General features: G+C 72.7%; 21 protein-coding genes. 13 read left to right on the top strand and 8 right to left on the bottom strand.

Features of this window, described 5'->3' with window-relative positions:
* Nucleotides 1-1149 (bottom strand): GNAT family N-acetyltransferase (locus ACSNOD_RS17100; protein WP_436767810.1); only part of this gene is annotated, 1149 nt, incomplete at its 3' end.
* A 126-nt stretch (nucleotides 1150-1275) separates the two neighbouring features.
* On the opposite strand from ACSNOD_RS17100, the gene ACSNOD_RS17095 reads away from it, so the two are divergent.
* The 10 genes from ACSNOD_RS17095 to ACSNOD_RS17050 all read left to right on the top strand — a co-directional run bounded on the left by ACSNOD_RS17095 (nucleotide 1276) and on the right by ACSNOD_RS17050 (nucleotide 8436).
* The gene (locus tag ACSNOD_RS17095) at nucleotides 1276-2418 is read left to right on the top strand and encodes a PP2C family protein-serine/threonine phosphatase (RefSeq protein WP_436767809.1); all 1143 of its coding nucleotides are present in this window, start codon (nucleotides 1276-1278) and stop codon (nucleotides 2416-2418) included.
* Nucleotides 2419-2618: 200 nt separating this feature from the next.
* The gene (locus tag ACSNOD_RS17090; RefSeq protein ID WP_436767808.1) at nucleotides 2619-2852 is read left to right on the top strand and encodes a hypothetical protein; all 234 of its coding nucleotides are present in this window, start codon (nucleotides 2619-2621) and stop codon (nucleotides 2850-2852) included.
* 64 nt (nucleotides 2853-2916) lie between these two features.
* Nucleotides 2917-3096 (top strand): hypothetical protein, encoded by a 180-nt coding sequence (locus ACSNOD_RS17085; protein WP_436767807.1) that lies wholly within the window; start codon nucleotides 2917-2919, stop codon nucleotides 3094-3096.
* Nucleotides 3097-3112: 16 nt separating this feature from the next.
* On the top strand, nucleotides 3113-3334 hold the full coding sequence (locus tag ACSNOD_RS17080; RefSeq protein ID WP_436767806.1) for a hypothetical protein: 222 nt from the start codon (nucleotides 3113-3115) through the stop codon (nucleotides 3332-3334).
* 66 nt (nucleotides 3335-3400) lie between these two features.
* Nucleotides 3401-3556, top strand: coding sequence for a hypothetical protein (locus ACSNOD_RS17075; RefSeq protein ID WP_436767805.1), 156 nt, complete (start codon nucleotides 3401-3403; stop codon nucleotides 3554-3556).
* A gap of 101 nt (nucleotides 3557-3657) precedes the next feature.
* Nucleotides 3658-3834 carry a hypothetical protein gene (locus ACSNOD_RS17070; RefSeq protein WP_436767804.1) on the top strand — a complete coding sequence of 59 codons (177 nt, stop codon included), beginning with the start codon at nucleotides 3658-3660 and terminating at the stop codon, nucleotides 3832-3834.
* A gap of 66 nt (nucleotides 3835-3900) precedes the next feature.
* Nucleotides 3901-4155 carry a hypothetical protein gene (locus tag ACSNOD_RS17065; RefSeq protein ID WP_436767803.1) on the top strand — a complete coding sequence of 85 codons (255 nt, stop codon included), beginning with the start codon at nucleotides 3901-3903 and terminating at the stop codon, nucleotides 4153-4155.
* 276 nt (nucleotides 4156-4431) lie between these two features.
* Complete coding sequence (locus tag ACSNOD_RS17060; protein WP_436767802.1) at nucleotides 4432-4791, top strand: hypothetical protein; 360 nt, start codon at nucleotides 4432-4434, stop codon at nucleotides 4789-4791.
* 235 nt (nucleotides 4792-5026) lie between these two features.
* Complete coding sequence (locus ACSNOD_RS17055) at nucleotides 5027-5893, top strand: ABC transporter ATP-binding protein (protein WP_436767801.1); 867 nt, start codon at nucleotides 5027-5029, stop codon at nucleotides 5891-5893.
* Between the two features lie 2 nt (nucleotides 5894-5895).
* Nucleotides 5896-8436, top strand: a complete 2541-nt coding sequence (locus tag ACSNOD_RS17050; RefSeq protein WP_436767800.1) for an FtsX-like permease family protein — start codon at nucleotides 5896-5898, stop codon at nucleotides 8434-8436.
* On the opposite strand, the gene ACSNOD_RS17045 is transcribed toward ACSNOD_RS17050, so the two are convergent.
* Both ACSNOD_RS17045 and ACSNOD_RS17040 read right to left on the bottom strand, forming a co-directional pair.
* The gene (locus ACSNOD_RS17045) at nucleotides 8425-8634 is read right to left on the bottom strand and encodes a DUF397 domain-containing protein (protein WP_436767799.1); all 210 of its coding nucleotides are present in this window, start codon (nucleotides 8632-8634) and stop codon (nucleotides 8425-8427) included. The genes ACSNOD_RS17050 and ACSNOD_RS17045 overlap by 12 nt on opposite strands.
* On the bottom strand, nucleotides 8634-9464 hold the full coding sequence (locus ACSNOD_RS17040; protein WP_436767798.1) for a helix-turn-helix domain-containing protein: 831 nt from the start codon (nucleotides 9462-9464) through the stop codon (nucleotides 8634-8636). Before ACSNOD_RS17040 ends, ACSNOD_RS17045 begins: the two co-directional genes overlap by 1 nt.
* Nucleotides 9465-9572: 108 nt before the next feature.
* Between ACSNOD_RS17040 and ACSNOD_RS17035 the strand changes: the two genes are divergently transcribed.
* Together ACSNOD_RS17035 and ACSNOD_RS17030 are read left to right on the top strand one after the other, a co-directional pair.
* Nucleotides 9573-10079, top strand: a complete 507-nt coding sequence (locus ACSNOD_RS17035; RefSeq protein ID WP_436767797.1) for an ATP-binding protein — start codon at nucleotides 9573-9575, stop codon at nucleotides 10077-10079.
* 314 nt (nucleotides 10080-10393) lie between these two features.
* Nucleotides 10394-11152 carry a transglycosylase SLT domain-containing protein gene (locus ACSNOD_RS17030; RefSeq protein ID WP_436767796.1) on the top strand — a complete coding sequence of 253 codons (759 nt, stop codon included), beginning with the start codon at nucleotides 10394-10396 and terminating at the stop codon, nucleotides 11150-11152.
* A 98-nt stretch (nucleotides 11153-11250) separates the two neighbouring features.
* Here ACSNOD_RS17030 and ACSNOD_RS17025 read toward each other — a convergent pair whose 3' ends face one another.
* The 4 genes from ACSNOD_RS17025 to ACSNOD_RS17010 form a co-directional block, all read right to left on the bottom strand.
* Nucleotides 11251-11826 (bottom strand): hypothetical protein, encoded by a 576-nt coding sequence (locus tag ACSNOD_RS17025; RefSeq protein ID WP_436767795.1) that lies wholly within the window; start codon nucleotides 11824-11826, stop codon nucleotides 11251-11253.
* Between the two features lie 43 nt (nucleotides 11827-11869).
* Nucleotides 11870-12625: an SDR family oxidoreductase gene (locus tag ACSNOD_RS17020; RefSeq protein ID WP_436767794.1), complete on the bottom strand. Its 756-nt coding sequence runs from the start codon at nucleotides 12623-12625 to the stop codon at nucleotides 11870-11872.
* 150 nt (nucleotides 12626-12775) lie between these two features.
* Nucleotides 12776-13840 (bottom strand): tetratricopeptide repeat protein, encoded by a 1065-nt coding sequence (locus tag ACSNOD_RS17015; RefSeq protein WP_436767793.1) that lies wholly within the window; start codon nucleotides 13838-13840, stop codon nucleotides 12776-12778.
* Nucleotides 13837-15156: an ATP-binding protein gene (locus ACSNOD_RS17010; protein WP_436767792.1), complete on the bottom strand. Its 1320-nt coding sequence runs from the start codon at nucleotides 15154-15156 to the stop codon at nucleotides 13837-13839. The genes ACSNOD_RS17015 and ACSNOD_RS17010 overlap by 4 nt, the downstream gene beginning before the upstream one ends.
* 326 nt (nucleotides 15157-15482) lie before the next feature.
* On the opposite strand from ACSNOD_RS17010, the gene ACSNOD_RS17005 reads away from it, so the two are divergent.
* A complete protein-coding gene (locus tag ACSNOD_RS17005) occupies nucleotides 15483-15677 on the top strand; it encodes a hypothetical protein (protein ID WP_436767791.1) in 195 nt (64 codons plus the stop codon).
* Nucleotides 15678-15788: 111 nt separating this feature from the next.
* Here the strand turns inward: ACSNOD_RS17005 and ACSNOD_RS17000 are convergent, their stop codons facing one another.
* Complete coding sequence (locus ACSNOD_RS17000; RefSeq protein WP_436767790.1) at nucleotides 15789-16343, bottom strand: hypothetical protein; 555 nt, start codon at nucleotides 16341-16343, stop codon at nucleotides 15789-15791.
* Nucleotides 16344-16633 lie beyond the last annotated feature (290 nt).

Here is a 16633-nt window from a genome sequence, read left to right as displayed (position 1 = left end):
CGCCAGCCCCGCGAACCCCACGCCGCCCAGGTACGCCGAGCCCAGCTCCCGCACCGACAGCGCCAGGTCCGCGGCGTCGCTCGTGCGCTCGCAGGACGCCCCCTTCGCGTCCCCCGAGAGCCGCCACCGCCCCTCGTTCCACGGGCAGAACGCGTCCGTCACCTCGAACACCACGTCCACCGGCGCCGCGTACGTCCGGGCCGCGAGCGCCGCGCCCACGTCCACCGGCCGCACGTGCAGCGAGTCGCGGTGGCGCACATTGCAGCGCCGGATGTCCGGCACCAGGTGCAGCAGCGGGTCGTCGGCCGGCCGGTTGCGCGCCTTGAGCGTCGTCACCAGGTCCAGGTCGAGCAGCTGCCGCCAGAGCGCCGCGTACGAGGCCGGGTCCAGCGCGTCGAGGTCGCGCAGCGCGACCCGTCCGGTCGGGCCGGCCGGCTCCCAGCCCGGTACGACGTGGTAGCGGGCGTAGCCGGTGACCTGCCCGTCCGGCCCCTCGGCCAGCAGGAGCTGGAGCGGCGAGCCGCCCTCGCGCCACGCCTCCGGGTCCAGGAACGGCAGCCGCTCCCAGCCCGGCAGCCGGGCGAGCATCCCCGGCCGGGTGGGCACCAGCCGCGCGTACACCTCCTCGCACGCCGCCCGCGCCGCCGCGTCCGCCGGGTCGGCGAGCCGCAGCCGGACCGCGTCCGTGCCCTCGGGCAGCGCCGCGTCCGCCGGCCGCGCCCGCGCGGTGTCGATCTCCAGGTGCGCCTGTGTGGTGGCCTGGCCGTAGCCGAACCGGCCGTAGATCGCCGGCTCCGAGGCGGTCAGCACGGCCAGCGGCTCGCCCCGCTCCCGTACGTCGTCGAGCTGGCGCCGCATCATCGAGGTGAGCACCCCGCGCCGCCGGTGCGTCGGCAGCACGCCGACCATGGTCACGCCGGCCGCCGCGACGGGCGTCCCGCCGGGCACCGTCAGCCGGAACGAGAAGGCCCCGGCCGTGCCCACGCACCGGCCGTCCTCCCACACCCCGAGCGAGCGGTCGAGCTCGGTCAGATCGCGCCACATCGCGCGCTGTTCGGGTGATTCCTCGGCCCCGCCGAACGCGGTTTCCAGCACCCCGTACCAGTGATCCCAGTCCTCGGCGCGCAGCACGCGTAACTCTCTCGTCATCCCCCATCCCTATCAGGGACTTCCCGCTCATGCGACCGTATTTCGAACAGCATTTCTTGCGGTTTGTCCCACCCGGCGTGCCGCGAATCGACGCACCGCCGAATGGGTGGATAGGGTCCCGATGCAATGGCACGTGGCGTGAGAGTGGACGGTCTCTCGGCCCGGATGCGCAAGCGGCTGCACCGGGCCCGGGTCAGCGTGCGCAAAGCGGGCGTCGACTACTTCCGGGGCGACGGCTCCGACTGGATCGCCCTGGTCGGGCTGCTGCTCACCGTGCCGGCGATCGCCTGCGCCACCATCGCCGTGCCCGTCTGGTGCCCGCCGGCCGCTCTCGTGCTGCCCATCGTCGCGGGCGGGCTGCTGCTCCGCCCGGCCAGCCTGCTGGTGCTCTACGCGGGCGCCGCGGCGGCCCTCATCCTCGAAGCGGCCATGATGGGCCCCTACACCGAGGGGCCGGTGCGGGTCGCCCCGGGCACCGTCCTCGTCGTCGGGGCCGTCGCCTTCCTCGGGCTGCTGATAGCGCAGTTCCGCAGCCGGGTCGGGGTGCCGTGGCGGCGCGGCGGCACGATGCTCTTCGATCTGCGCGAGCGCATCCGGGTGCAGAGCAAGCTGCCCTCGCTGCCCAAGGGCTGGCACCGCGAGATGGCGCTGCGCCCGGCCGGCGGCCAGTCCTTCTCCGGCGACTTCGTGGTCGCGGCCCGCACGAACGGCGGTCGCACGCTGGAGGTCGTCCTCACGGACGTCTCCGGCAAGGGCATGGACGCGGCCTCGCGCGCCCTGCTGCTGTCCGGCGCGTTCGGCGGCCTGCTCGGCTCGCTGCCGCCGCACCAGTTCCTGCCGGCGGCGAACGGCTATCTCCTCCGCCAGGACTGGCAGGAGGGCTTCGCCACGTCGATCCACCTGGTGCTGGACCTGGAGAGCGGGGACTACGAGCTGTTCTCGGCCGGCCATCTGCCCGCGCTCCAGCTCAGCGCGGGCTCCGGCCGCTGGGAGGAGAAGGCCGCGGAGGGCCCGCTGCTGGGCGTCTACGACGGCGCCTCCTTCGACCCGATCAAGGGCACGCTGCGCCCCGGCGACGTGCTGATGCTCTTCACGGACGGGCTGGTGGAGACGGCGGAGCGGGACCTGACGGAGGGCATCGACCGGCTGACGGGCGAGGCCGACCGCTATGTGTCGTGCGGGTTCCACGGGGCGGCGTGGCATTTGATCGAGGCGGTCGCGAAGGACGTCAAGGACGACCGCGCGCTGCTCCTGCTCTGCCGTACGTGATCGGTTTCCGCCGTACGTGAGGGGTTCCCGCCGTACGTGATCGGGCGGGCGCCGTCCCCGTGTGCCGGGGTTTGTATGCCCGGGGTTGCCTCCCCTGACGTGAGCACGCCCCTGCCGTGCTTCCACCCGCCGCGGTGGGGTCACGGGCCCCGGGAAGGAGTCGGAATGAACACTTCAACTTCTTCTCGGGAGGAACTCCCATGAAACGACTCGGTCAGATCATGGCCACGGCGGCCCTGCTCTGCGGGGCGGCGGTGGGCCTGGCGACGCCGGCGCAGGCGTCCGGCATCGACGGTGCCACCTCGGGGACGGCGGACGCGGTCGGCTCCACGGGCGAAGGAGCGAGCCAGGGCGTCGGCGCCGTCGGCGAGGGGGCGGCCCAGGGCACGGAGAGCGTCACCCAGGGGGCGGCCGAGACCGCCCGCCGCCTGTGACCCGCGTGAACACCGGCGTGGGCGCGTCCGCGCCCCACATCTCAACGTCTTCCAGGGAGTTCACATGAAACGACTCGGTGGGGTCATCGCCACGGTCGCCCTGCTCTGCGGAGCGGCGGTGGCTGTGGCGGCCCCCGCGCAGGCCGCACCGGCGGCCGGCGGCAACGCCTTCGACGGCGCCACCTCGACGGCGGACCAGATCGTCTCCCAAGCGATCGCGGACAACAGCCTCTTCCTCGGCTGATCCCCCGGGAGTTCACATGAAACGACTCGGTCAGATCATCGCCACGGCCGCGCTGCTCTGCGGGGCGGCGGTGGGCCTGGCGGCCCCCGCGCAGGCGGCCCCCGGCAACGTCGTCGAGGGTGCCACCGCAGGGGTGGCCAGCGCGGTCCAGCAAACGGGCTCAGGAGCGGCCGGGGCGATCGGCGTTGCCGCCGGCGATTTCGTCACCCATGGCATCCAGGCCGCCAGCCGTCTGTGACCTGTGCGTGAACGACAGCGTGGGGCGTGCCCTCGCCCCACGCTCAGCGTCTTTGAGGAGGTTCGCATGAAACGACTCGCACGCATGATCGCCACGGTCGTCCTGCTCTCCGGAGCGGTGACGGCTCTGGCGCCCCCCGCGCACGCGGCCCCCGCGCAGCTCGGCGATCCCATGAGTGTCGTAAGTGAGCTTTTCCAGAGGGCAGGACAGCCCCTGCTGTAGCCGCTACGGCCTCGCGCATCGCCCGCGCCGCCCGCCACCAGCGTGAACGACAGCCGGGGCCGTCCCCGGCCCACACCGGAACGTCTTCCAGGGAGGTTCGCATGAAACGACTCGCACGTATAACCGCCACGGTCGCGCTGCTCTGCGGGGCGGTGACGGCTCTGGCGCCCCCCGCGCACGCGGCCCCCGCGCAGCTCGGCGATCCCATTCACCTGGTGGGGGGCATCGTGGGCGGAGGACCGGGCCCAGCCGTGGCCCTCAGCCGCGCCCTCGGCTGATCCCCGCGTCAACCACAGCCTGGGGGCGCCCCATCCCAAGCGCCCAACGCTTTCGAGGGAGTTCGCATGAAACGACTGGCACACATAGCCGCCACGGTCGCCCTGCTCTGCGGAGCGGCAACCGCTTTGGCGCCCCCCGCACACGCGGCACCCGCACAGGGCGGGATCGGCGACATCATCGGCCAGTCCGCCAGCGGTGCCGGCGAAGGGGTGAGCTGGGTGACCAGCATGCTGGGCGGAGGACCGGGCCAGCGCGTGGGCCAGGGCGTGGCCCGTACGGCCGCGGGCATCGGCTCCGGCGTCGCCCACACCTTCCGCTGACCACCGCCCGAGCCACAGCCTGGGGGCGTCCCGCCCCCAGGTCTTCAGGGGGCGCGACGGAGCCTCCCCACAGCCGCGGCGCGAGGTCGACGAACGTCGCGGGGAAGCGCCCGCCCGCCTCGCCCGTCGGCGACACCCCCGCACCGCCTGCCGAGCCGCTGCCGCGCCTCTCCGGACCACCCTGCCCGGCCGCCCGCCCCGCTGTCCGGTTCTCGCTCCATCGCTCGTCAAACACCTTCACGTCCCCGCCGATCCGGAGGAACTGCAATGAGGTGCATGGTCCGTCACGCGGTGTTCGTCATCGGTGCCGCGCTTCTCGCTGTCGGTGGTACGGCCGTCGGCGCTGTCGCCTCCGCTGCCGCCACTCCGGCGGCGGTCGGCCAGTCGAGGGCCCTCGGCGCTGCCCAGGTCGGCGAGCCGGGCAACTATGTCGTCTTGTTCACGGACGCGACGCCGGAAAGCGAGATCGACAAGGCCCGGCAGGACGTCATCGCCCATGGTGGCGTCATTCGGCACGAGTACCGCATGCCGGGCTTCAGGGGCTTCGCCGGCTATCTGACCTCCGAGGCCGTGACCCTCATGGAGAGCAACCCGTACGTGAAGGTCCTGGAGCGGGACCCCGAATCGCCGAGCTAGGCGCTTGCCGCGCGGCGGGGCATCCCGGTCCGCAGGCGGCGCGCCCCAGGACAGCGGTGGCCGCAACCGCCGCACCACCCGCCGCACCCGCCCCGGGGGCCCGCCCCGCGCGCCCGGTGGGGTTGTCCCCACCCCCGATCGGGCGGCGACCGCCATGGTTCGCGACCCCGGAGAATCCCTACGGTCGATGAGGTCAACGCGTCATCTCCTCGACACCCGAAAGGGCGGAAACTCCATGCGGCTGCGCAACCGCCACCGGCCACCCGCGTACGGACCCGCCGGGTCCCCCGAACCGGGCGGGCCCGGCGGACCGGGCGGCGCCCCGGCGCAGCCGGTCGCGGCCGTCGAGCTGCGCGGCGTGCGGCGCGCCTACGGCCGCCGCTCCGGCGCCGTCCACGCCCTGCGCGGCATCGATGTGTCGCTGCCCACCCGGTCGTTCACGGCCGTCATGGGCCCCTCCGGCTCCGGGAAGTCGACTTTCCTCCAGTGCGCGGCGGGCCTGGACCGCCCCACCGCCGGCTCGGTCCGCCTCGCCGGCACCGAACTCACCGGCCTGAGCGAGAACAAGCTCACCGCCCTGCGCCGCACCCGACTCGGCTTCGTCTTCCAGGCGTTCAACCTGCTGCCGTCGCTGACCGTCGAGCAGAACATCGTGCTGCCGCTGCGGCTGGCCGGGCAGCGGCCCGACCGCCGCCGCGCGGCCGAGGTGCTGGCGCAGGTCGGCCTCGGCCCCGAGCACGCGCGCCGCCGCCCCGGCGAGCTCTCCGGCGGCCAGCAGCAGCGCGTGGCGATCGCCCGCGCCCTCGTCACCCGCCCCGACGTCGTCTTCGCCGACGAGCCGACCGGCGCGCTGGACGCCCGTACGGCCGCCGAGGTGCTCGCCCTGCTGCGCGCCGCCGTCGACCTGCACGGCGCGACCGTCGTCATGGTGACCCACGACCCCGTCGCCGCGTCCCACGCCGACCAGGTGCTGTTCCTCGCCGACGGCGCCCTCGTCGACGGCCTCACCGGCGCCTCCGCGCAGCGCATCGCCGACCGTATGGCGGCCCTGACCGCGGCCCGTACGACGGCCGCCGCGGCGTTCTCCGGGGCGGCGGCCTGACGATGAGCCTGCCGCCCAACGGACTCGCGCGCGCCGCGATCCGCTTCAAGCCCGCCTCGTTCGCGGGCACGTTCGTCGCCCTGATGATGACCGCGCTGATCGTGGCCGCGTGCGGCATCCTGCTGGAGACCGGGCTGCGCGCCAGCGTGCCGCCGAGCCGTTACGAGCGGGCCCCGGTCGTCGTCGCGGCCGACCAGAAGGCCCGGTTGATCGTCGAGACCGACGGCGAGCGCGTCGACGCGGGGGCCAGGGTCACGGAGACCGCCCGCCTGGACGCCGCCCTCGTGCGGAAGGCCGCCGCCGCGCCGGGCGTGGCCGCGGCCGTCCCCGACGTGACCTTCCCGGCGCAGGGCCCCCGCGGCGAGGCGCTCACCGCGCACGGCTGGGGCTCGGCCGCCTTCACCGACCGGCACCTCGCCGCGGGCGCGGCCCCGCGCGACGGCGAGGTGGTGCTCGACGCGGCCACCGCGCGAACGCTCTCCCGCGCCCCCGGCGACCGGGTGAACCTGACCACCGCCGAGGGCACCCGCCCCTTCCGCGTCGCGGGCGTCACGGCGGCCCCCGACCAGCAGGCCGGCACCGGACAAGAATCGGCCACCGTCTGGTTCGCCGACTCCGCCGCCCCCGCGCTCGCCGGCCACCCCGGCCGCGTCGACGCCGTCGCCGTCCTGCCCACCCCCGGCACCGGCACCCCGGCGCTCGCCACCGCCGTACGGAAGGCCCTCGACGGCACCGGCGCCGTCGTCCACACCGGTGACGACCGGTCCATGGTCGAGTCCCCGGCCCTCGCCGAGGCGCAGTCGATGCTCACCGCGCTCGGCGGTTCCTTCGGCGGCGTCGCCGCGATGGTGGCCGTGTTCACCGCCGCCGGCACCGTCGCGCTCTCCGTCGGGCAGCGCGCCCGCGAGTTCGCCCTGCTGCGCGCGATCGGCGCCACCCCGCGCCAGATCCGCCGCTCCATCGCCACCGAGGCCCTGCTCGTGGCGCCGCTCGCGGCGGCCGTCGGCGTCCTGCCCGGCATCGGCCTGGCCGCCTGGTGGCTCGGCGAGCTCAAGGACAAGGGCGCCGTGCCGCACGCCGTCGACCTGGCCGTCTCCCCGATCAGCCTCGGCGCCGCGGCGGGCGCCGTCCTGCTCACCGCGCTCCTCGCGGGCCGGCTCGCCGCCCGCCGCCCCTCCCGCATCCGGCCCGGCGAGGCGCTGGGCGAGGCGAACGTGCCGCGCCTGCGGATCGGCCCGGTCCGTACGCCGCTGGGCCTCGTCGCCGTCGCCGGGGGAGTGGTCCTGGCCGCGTTCGCCACCCAGGAGTCCGGCGAGGACGCGGCCAACGCGGCCCTCGGCGTCGTCATGCTCTTCATGCTCGCGGTCGCCCTGCTCGGCCCGCTCGTCGCCCGCGCCTGCGCCCAGCTCATCGGCCTGCCCCTGCGCGCGGCCGGCGCGCCCGGCGACCTGGCCGCGGCCAACTCCCGCGCCAACAGCCGCCGGCTGGCCTCCGCGATCACCCCGATCGTGCTCGCGATGGCGTTCGCCTCCACGCTGGTCTTCCTGCACACCAGCCAGGACCGGGCCACGGAGCGGCAGCAGCGGGCGGGCCTCGTCGCCGACCGCGTGGTGACCGCCCCGGCGGGCCTGCCCGCCGACGCGGCGGAGCGGGCAGCGGCCGTGCCCGGCGTACGGGCCGCGGTCGGCGTCCACAAGGCGCAGGTCCTGGCCCAGGTCGGCTCGGGCGGGAGCCGCGTGCTCCAGTCGTACTCCGCGCAGGCGCTCTCCGGCGACGGCCGGTCGATCGCGGCCGTGCAGGACCTGGACGTACGCGCGGGCTCCCTGGCCGCGCTCGGCCCCGACACGGTCGCGGTGGCCGCGACCCTCGCCGACTCGGCGCACGCCCCGGTCGGCGGCCGGATCGAACTCCGCCTGCCCGACGGCACGAAGGTGAACCCGAAGGTCGTCGCCACCTACGCGCGGGGGCTCGGCCTCGCGGAGATCACCCTGCCCCGTACGGCGCTGGCGGGCCACACGCGTTCGCCCTTCGACAGCGAACTCCTCGTGGCGTTCGGCGAGGGCGCCGACCCGGGGGCCGTGACCACCCGGCTCGGCGCCCTCGGCCCCGGGCAGCTCGCCGTCACCGACCCCGAGGGCCACGCCACGGCCCAGGCGCTCGATCGCGAGCTCAACAAGTGGGCCAACACGACCATGGCGGCCGTCCTCGGCGGCTTCGCGGCCGTCGCCGCGGTCAACACGCTCGTGATGACGATCCTCGACCGCCGCCGAGAACTCGGCACGCTGCGCCTCGTCGGCACGACGCGGCGCCAGGTCCTGCGGATGGTCCGCTGGGAGGCGCTGCTCGTCGCCGTCGCGGGCATCGCGCTGGGCACGGGCATCGCCATGACCACGCTGGTCCCCATGGCACGCGGCATCACGGGCGAGAACCCCTACGTGCCGCCGCTGGTGTACGGGGCCATGGCGGGAGCCGTACTCGTCCTCGGAGTACTGGCGACGACGCTTCCCGCGCGGGTCGCCCTGCGGGCAGCATCAGCGAGGTGAGACCGTCGCTGCCGTCGAGGTGACTTCCTTGGCGAAGGTGACGAAATGGGCCCACTCTGCGGCTGGGAAGGCGAGAGTGGGCCCATACGGGTCTTTGCTGTCTCTGACGTGGATGAGGCGGGGTGTTGTCGCGACTTCCACGCAATTGGGGTTGTGGTCGTCGCTATAACTGCTCTTGAACCATATGTGATCCGGCATCACATCTCACCCACCAATCCCTCGATCAGGCGTGCAGATTTCTCGACGCTCAGGGCTTGCGCCCTGATGAGTCCGTATTTGTGGGACAACACCGCTGCTTCGTCTCGGTCGGTCATCACCCTGGTGACACCCTGTGACTCCGTGTAGGCAATCGTGCGCCTCTGCGAGGTTTCGAGCAACGCGATGGGCCCGCTCATTCCTCCGTGCGCCCATGTGCTGGTCGGCATGACCTGGAGCGTCGTATTCCGTCGACGGGCTTCGGTGAGCAACCGCAGTAGCTGTGCCTTCATGACCGCTGTGCCACCGACAGGCCGACGCAGTACGGCCTCCTCGATCACATAGCTGATGATCGTGGATGCTTTCCGGGCGAGTCGTTCCTGTCTCTTCATCCTGAACGAAACCCGAAGGTCGATGGTCTCGTCGTCGAGGGGTGGGATGTGCCCGCTGATGAGAGCGCGGGCATAGTCCTCGGTCTGGAGCAGCCCGGGGACCAACCGGTTCTCATAGTTGGACAGGCACACCGCCTCGGCTTCCATGTCGGCGAAGTCCGGAAAGTTGAGGGGCAGACGGGCGTCCGCCACGAAGGGCGCACTCGCCTTGAGCGCCCCGCCAGCGTCCAGGACGTCATCCACGCGCTCGATGAACTCCGGCTGCGGGACGCGGCGGCCCTGTTCGATCGAGGCAACGGTGGCCTCCGAGTAGCTGACCCTGGCGGCCAGCTCGGCCTGAGTCAGTCCGCGGCTGCCGCGCAGCGCCGACAACTGGGCACCGAAGAGCTGGAGCGCGACCGACACCGGTTCGCTGGGCCAAGTAGAGGTGGGCTTGCCCATGGGAGTGACCTCCGCAGTCGTACAGACAGGTGGGTGCCCCCGTACGCCGCGCCCCCGTATGCGCATCGGGACTGGTCACGCTAGCGACCGCTACGGAGAGTGGGGGCCATGACGACGGAAACTCCCCTTTACGAGGCACCACCCGCTCAGCAGACACGCGTAGTCGGACGCCGCGGCTTCGCGATGAACTTCCCGTCCGTGCCGCGCGCGGCGCGGCTCGCCCGGAGGCTGTGCGGGCAGCGGCTCGTGGAGTGGGGCTTCCCGAGCGACACGGAGACGTGGCACACGGTGACGCTGCTCGCCGGAGAACTGGTCGCGAACGCCGTGCGGCACGGCGCGCACGGCGGCAAGGCCGAGTTCCGGCTCGTCCTGACCGCGGACCCGGCGGGGCCCACGCTCCGTGTCGAGGTCTCGGACACCTGCCCGGCCCCGCCGGTCCCCGTACCGGCCGCGCGCCTGGCGCCGGACGCGGAGAGCGGCAGGGGCCTGCTCCTCGTGGAGGCGCTGGCGACGAGATGGGGGATCGACCTGCGCTCGGCGGACGGCAAGACGATCTGGGCCGAGTACGCGGTGCGGCAGGGGTCGGAGGCCGCCGAAAAGGCCGGAAATCCGTGAACGGAGGAGAGGCGCTCGCTCACGATGAGCGAGCCGCGGGGCGCCCCCGTGTGAGGCCGGGCATAGGGCCCAGATCACATACGGGTCACTTTAGTGATGGCCCCGCGCGAACCGGCCGCTGAAAATGGGGAACCGCTTCTCCCGGCGGCCCGTACAGCACGAAAGAGCGTAGTACGTCACATGATTGCCAGGGGTTCTGAGCGCCGCTAACAATTGCTGAGTCGCACGGCGCCGTCGATCGAGACGCGGCGCTTTTTCTACGCGCCGATGAAGGCCACTGCGACTCAAGCGATTGGAAGAGGTTCAGCACAGTTATGCGCTCCACCGTCTCCGGCTATACCCGCCTGACCAAGGTCCACACGCTCTCCGCCGCCGGCATCGCCGCGGCCGGTGCCGCCGCCCTGGCGTTCGCGGTCGTCCCGAACACCGCCGCCGCCGACACGACGCAGTCCATCGCCGTGCAGCCGGTCGCCTGGGACGCCCACACCGTGGGTGCCGAGCAGCAGAGCGAGCTGGCCCAGCGGTCCGGCGACGCCGCCGAGCAGGCGAAGACCGACGCGTCGGCCAAGAAGAAGGCCGACGCCGAGGCCAAGCGCAAGGCCGATGCCGAGGCCAAGAAGAAGGCCGACGCCGAGGCGAAGCAGCGTGCCGAGCAGGACGCGGCGAGCCGTTCCGAGGAGCGCGAGCCGGTGCAGGAGGCCCCCGAGGCCCCGAAGCCCGCCGCCGCCCCGGCCCCGGCGAAGAAGGCGTACGCCGACAACCTGGACGGCTGGATCAAGGAGGCCCTGGACATCATGAAGGCCAAGGGCATCCCGGGCAGCTACGACGGCATCAAGCGCAACATCATGCGTGAGTCGACCGGTAACCCGCGTGCGATCAACGACTGGGACTCGAACGCCGCCGCCGGCATCCCGTCGAAGGGTCTGCTCCAGATCATCGACCCGACGTTCAAGGCGTACCACGTCGACGGCACGTCCTGGGACCCGTACGACCCGGTCGCCAACATCACGGCGTCCTGCAACTACGCGGCCGACAAGTACGGCTCGATGGACAACGTGAACTCGGCGTACTGATCGATTCGATCGGGCCGATTCCACAACGCCGAAGGGCGGCGACACCGGTGAGGTGTCGCCGCCCTTCGGCGTTGCCGTCCCCGCGCACGCGGGGAAATTCAGCGCAGCGCCCGGTCCCGCCGGAACCAGGCGCCCGAGACGCGCTGGGAGAGCAAAATGACGCCGAGAAGGCCGAATACGAAGTGCAGCCCGCCGGAAAGGTTGCCCTGCGCGAACGAGCCGAGCCCGAAGAACATCATCAGCGAGTCGAAGACCACCGCGGTGACCTTGGCGCCATTGCCGCCCCGCTTGAATTGCAGGGCACAGATGAACGCGCCGATCGCCGGAAGGGACACCCCGATCGCGTACCCGGCGGCCTCGGCCCCGTAGACGGCCCCGCTCGCCAGGACCCCGACGAGGACCAGCGCGCCCATCACGATGCCCAGCACCTGCGCGGTGCGCACGGGACCCGGCATGGTCATCGGCATGCCGGACGGGTCGTGGCCGCCGGGATACGGGGGGTAGCCGTACGCGGGCATGCCGTGCGGCTGCGCGTACGGCGGCTGCCCGGCATAGGGCTGCGCGTACGGCTGCCCGTACGCCTGCGGCTGCCCGTAGCCCTGCTGCGGGGGCGGCGTCGGATACCCGCCCGGTGGCGGCGGAGGACCCGCATTGTGCGGATAGTGATCAGACATGACCGGAAGGTTATCGGTATCCGATCGGGTCCGGTCCGCGTGGTCACCGGGTGGTGTAGCCGCCGTTGATGAACAGGGTCTGACCGTTCAGCCACCAGCCGTCGGTGAGCAGGAACAGCACGTAGGGGACGATGTCCTCGACCTTGGTGAGGTCGCCGTTCATGGCCGAGGACTTGTGATACGCGATGGAGCCCTCGTCCTCGGCCGGGTAGAAGAACGAGGTGTCCATCGGGCCCGGCGCGATGTTGTTCACGCTGATGTTGCGGCCGAAGAGCTCCTTCGACAGCGCCCGCGTGAAGTGCTCCACCGGGGCCTTGCTGCCGGCGTAGACCGAGTACAGGCCGGTGTAGGCGGCCAGCAGCGAGGTGACGATCGTGATGATCGCGCCGTCGCGCTCGATGCGCTTGGCGGCCTCGCGCATCGTGAAGTACGCGGCCTTCGCGTTCACCGCGAACATCCGGTCGTACTCCTCCTCGGAGGTCTCCGTCATCGGCTTCTTGATGACCATGCCGGCGGTGTTCACGCTCGCGTCGACCCGACCGAACGCCCGCACCGCGGCGTCGAACAGGCCCTCCACGCCGGCGACCCTCGTGAGGTCGGCCTGGTGGGTGATCGCCTTCCCGCCCGCCGCCTCGACCGCCCGGGCGGTCTCCTCGGCGCCCTCGCGGGAGGAGTCGCTGTTGTAGTGCACGGCGACCTTCGCGCCGTGCTCACCGAGCCGCCGGCTGAGCAGGCCGCCCAGATTCCGGGAGGCGCCGCCGACCACGACGACCTTGTCCTGAAGCGTCCGAACGGGCATGGCACTCTCCTCGTCGCGGATTGCCCGCCCCCGCCGCGGCGGGGGCGCGGTCGCGCGCGCCCGAACGGGTGACGCGGCGCGCACACCGCCGACGCTAGGACCGCCGCGGCGTGATCGCATCCGCGCGCGCAACCACCGCGCCGCGTGCCCTCAGTTCCGCTTCTTCTTGTCGAACCAGATCGTGGCCAGCGTGGGGACGAGGCCCGCCCAGAACAGGACCTGCGGCGCGGTCCGCTCCGTCCACGGCACCTGCGAGATCAACAGCGCGCAGAGCACGGCCCACGACGCCTGGGCCAGCACGATCCGCGCCCAGCGGCGCCGCCGCACCAGCGACCGCACGTTCATCCGCGCGCCCGCGCGCAGCTTCCGGTAGCGCCGCCACGCGCCGAAGCCCCAGAACGCGCACATCACCACGAGCACCCACAGCCGGTTGCCCAGCGGGGCCGGGAGCTCCCGTACCGCCTTCCCCTCCTGCGGGAAGATGTCGATCAGCACGCCCGCCGCCAGCAGGCAGAACAGCGCGATCCAGCGGGTGCCGCGCAGCAGCCGGTACGTGACGTCGTCGAGCGCGCCCTTCAGCCACGGCGAGTTCGGGACGGTGGTGAGCGCGTCCGCGTAGAGGTCGGCCGCCTCGGCCGCCTTCACGCCCGGCGACTTCGCCGCGTCGTCCGTCTGCAGCACCACGGCCAGGGCGTTCGTCGGGTCCAGGCGGCGCAGCGCCTCCAGCGTCCGCCGCGCCAGGTCGTGCTCGGCCGCGAGCATCGCCGCCTTGTACAGCGACTCGTACGCGCTCGGCTCCTCCGGCGCCAGCCGCACCGCCTCCTGGCCGAACCGCACCCCCTGTTGCCGGTCGCCGTCCGGCAGCCACGGCTGGATCTCGGCCAGCGCCGCGTACGGCCGCCAGCGGTGCGGATCGAGGCGGATCGCCTCCCGCAGCGCCGCGCCCGTCTCCGCCATGCGGCCCACCTTGCGCAGGGCGCGCGCCCGCATCTCCAGCGTGGCGTAGTCCTCGGGGGCCAGCGCCACGGCCCGGTCGGTCGCCTCGACCGCCCGGTCGCCCTCGCCGGCGGCCAGATGGCAGCGCGCGAGCTCCAGCAGCGCGCGGACGTCCTCGGGGTCCTCCTGGAGACGCGTGGCGAGCGTGCCCTTGGCGTCCTCGTACCGCCCGAGGTCCACGAGTGCCTCGGCCCGCACGACCAACGGATGATCTGTCACAGTTTGCGCCGCTTCTTCAGATAGGCCAGCAAATCGTCGTACATCCCGCCCTCGTTGGCGAACATGGCCACGTTGCGGGCGGCGGCGAACCAGGGCTCGGTGGAGGGGACCACGGCCTTCGCCGCGCCCAGCAGGTCCCGCATGCCGATCATGCGGACCGTGCCGGTGCGGGCCGAGTCGAGCAGCGCGGTCTCGGCGGCCGCCTCGCAGAGGTGCGCGAGGTCCGCGCCCGAGAGGCCCTCGGTGACCTTCACCAGCTTGCCCAGGTCGACGTTCTCGATGGGGCGGTCGCGCAGGTGGTAGCGGAGGATCGCCTCCCGCGCGGGGGCGTCCGGCGGCAGCACGAGGATCGTGCGGTCCAGCCGGCCGGGGCGGCGCAGGGCCACGTCCACGTCCCACGGGACGTTGGTGGCCGCCAGCACGAAGACGCCCTCGTTGGCCGCGGCGTCGACGCCGTCCAGCTCCGTCAACAACTGGTTGACCGTGTTGCGCATCCCGCTGTTCTGCGTGCGGCTGCGCTTGCCGCCGAGCGCGTCCAGCTCGTCCAGGAACACCACGCACGGCGCCTGGCGCCGCGCCGTCGCGAACACCTCGTGCATGTTGCGCTCGGAGTTGCCGATCCACATGTCGAGCACGTCGTTGACCGACACGGACAGGAAGTTCGCGCCGAGCTCGCCCGCGACGGCGCGGGCGATGAACGTCTTGCCGCAGCCGGGCGGGCCGTACAGCAGCAGCCCGCCGCGCAGGCTCTTCCCGTACAGCTTCCGCAGCTCCGGATTGCGCATCGGCGCGAGGAACGCGGCCTCCAGGCGCTCCTTGACCTCCCGCATGCCGCCGACGTCCGCGAGGCGCACGGGGCCGGGGGCGGCCACGTCCCAGGGGGACGTGGCGCCGGGGTCGCCGCTGCCGTCGGTGGTCAGCGGTGCGGCCGGGGTCGCCGGGGCGTCTGGGGTCTCCGCTGTGGTCTCCACGAAGCGTGGGGGGACGACGTCGGCGACCTGTTCCTGGGCGGCGTGCCAGTCGAATGCGGCGTGCGGGGCGGTTGCCGGTGTCTGTGGCTCTTCCGGCTTCTCCGGTTCCGATTCCGGCTGCGGCGCGGGCGCGGGTGCGGGGGCGCCCATGGCGCGGGCCATCAGCGCCCGCGCGTGCGGGTCGCCGGGGGCGTGCTGGAGGGCGACGGCGGCCTCCGCGACGGCCGCGTCGTGCAGGCCCGCGTCCAGCAGCAGCTCCGCGAGGTGCAGCCGCAGCGGCACGTCGGCGGGGGCCGCGGCCACGGCCGTACGCAGGCTCCGGATCAGGGGCGGGTCCTCGGACATGGCGCACACTTTACGTATGTCATGACCGCGGCCGTCCACGTGGGCCCCGGCGGGCGTTCGGCCGCGCGGCGCGGGCTGCGGGGGGCTGGTCCCCTGTTCGGAGTTTCGCTCGGAATGGCGAACATTCGCCGTGCGGCGGGGTGATCGTCGCAACGATCGGGCCCCGTAACCTCCAGGACACGCACGAAGTGCGTCAACGCCGCGCCGACGACCCGTCACCCGGGTCCTGTGGGGCGGGCGTTGGTGGCACGATGGACGGCGCGGGGGTGTGCCGGGCTGCATGCTTCCGGGCCGGCGGGACGTTCCGACCAAGGGTGTGATCAGCTGTGGCCATTTCGCTGTCCGTGGTGCTGCTGTTGGCGATCGTGATGGTGGTCCTCATCCGCGGAGGCTCTCTCAAGGCCGGACCGGCGGTCGTGGCCGTGCTCTTCGGGTTCTTCCTCGCGTCGACGGGCATGGCGCCGGCGATCAACCGCTTCCTCAACTCGATAGCGCAGACGCTCAACCAGATCACGTTCTAGGCCCTGCGTTTCAGGCCCTGCGTTCGAGGGCCTGTGTTCCAGGGCCTGCCCGGTGGACCGCGTCACGGACCCACCGGGCGGCTCCTCGTGTGCGGCAGCGGGGTGCGGGGCTTACGGGATGGTGCCCTCCACGGTGTGGGTGCCCATCTTGACGAGGTACGACTCGGGCTGGCCGCCGGTGACGGACGCCCAGTAGCCGCGGTTCTTCACCACGCCGGTGAAAGTGACCTTGTAGGTTCCGGACGCGACGCGAGTCCGGGGCGCCGACAGATAGAGCTCGCCGCCGTCCGCCTTGTCGGTGTAACTGCCGCTGGAGACCTGGCGCCCGTTGTTGACGGCGGTGATGTTGTCGACATACATGATCGGGTAGGAGCTGGCCGTTGTGCCGTTGCCGCCGTCCGAGAACCAGCCGAGGGTCTTGTAGTAGTACGGGTCGCCGACGATGTACGGCTGAATGTCATACGTGCCGTTCCCATTGCGAATTGTCTTGACGCAGAACCGCGCGTTGACCTTGGAGTACTGGTCCTGGGAGTAGAACGTGCCGGACGTGCACTTCTCGGTCTCCGAGGCCGGCGCCGCGGTGGCGGTGCCGGCACCGGTCGCCAGCGCGGTGGCGGCGAGTGCGGCGGCGGCGATGGTGACCAGCGCGGTACGGGTGTGACTCACCGATAACCTCCAGGTCGTGATCGTTTGGTGGATCGGCTGCAGGCTACAAGCGGTTGGGATCTTTCCGTAACGGCGCGATCACGCCATGCGGTTGGGGTGTGCGACGTCCCCGTTGTGCGTCGTCCGTGACGTGACCGACGCCGCGCCTCCCGGCCCCCGGCCGGGGTGTTCTCCCGCCCCTCCGGGGCGGGGCTGTTTTCCTGCGGCCTTCGGCCGGGACAAGCTTTCCCGCCCCTCCGGGCCGAAGCCCCTTTTTCCCGCGCCGAAGGCGCGGGCTCTTTTCCCGGCCG

Source organism: Streptomyces sp. URMC 123 (assembly GCF_051386515.1).
Lineage (GTDB): Bacteria > Actinomycetota > Actinomycetes > Streptomycetales > Streptomycetaceae > Streptomyces.
Note: the sequence above shows the minus strand (reverse complement) of the source record. Positions and strands in the feature narration are given on the sequence as shown.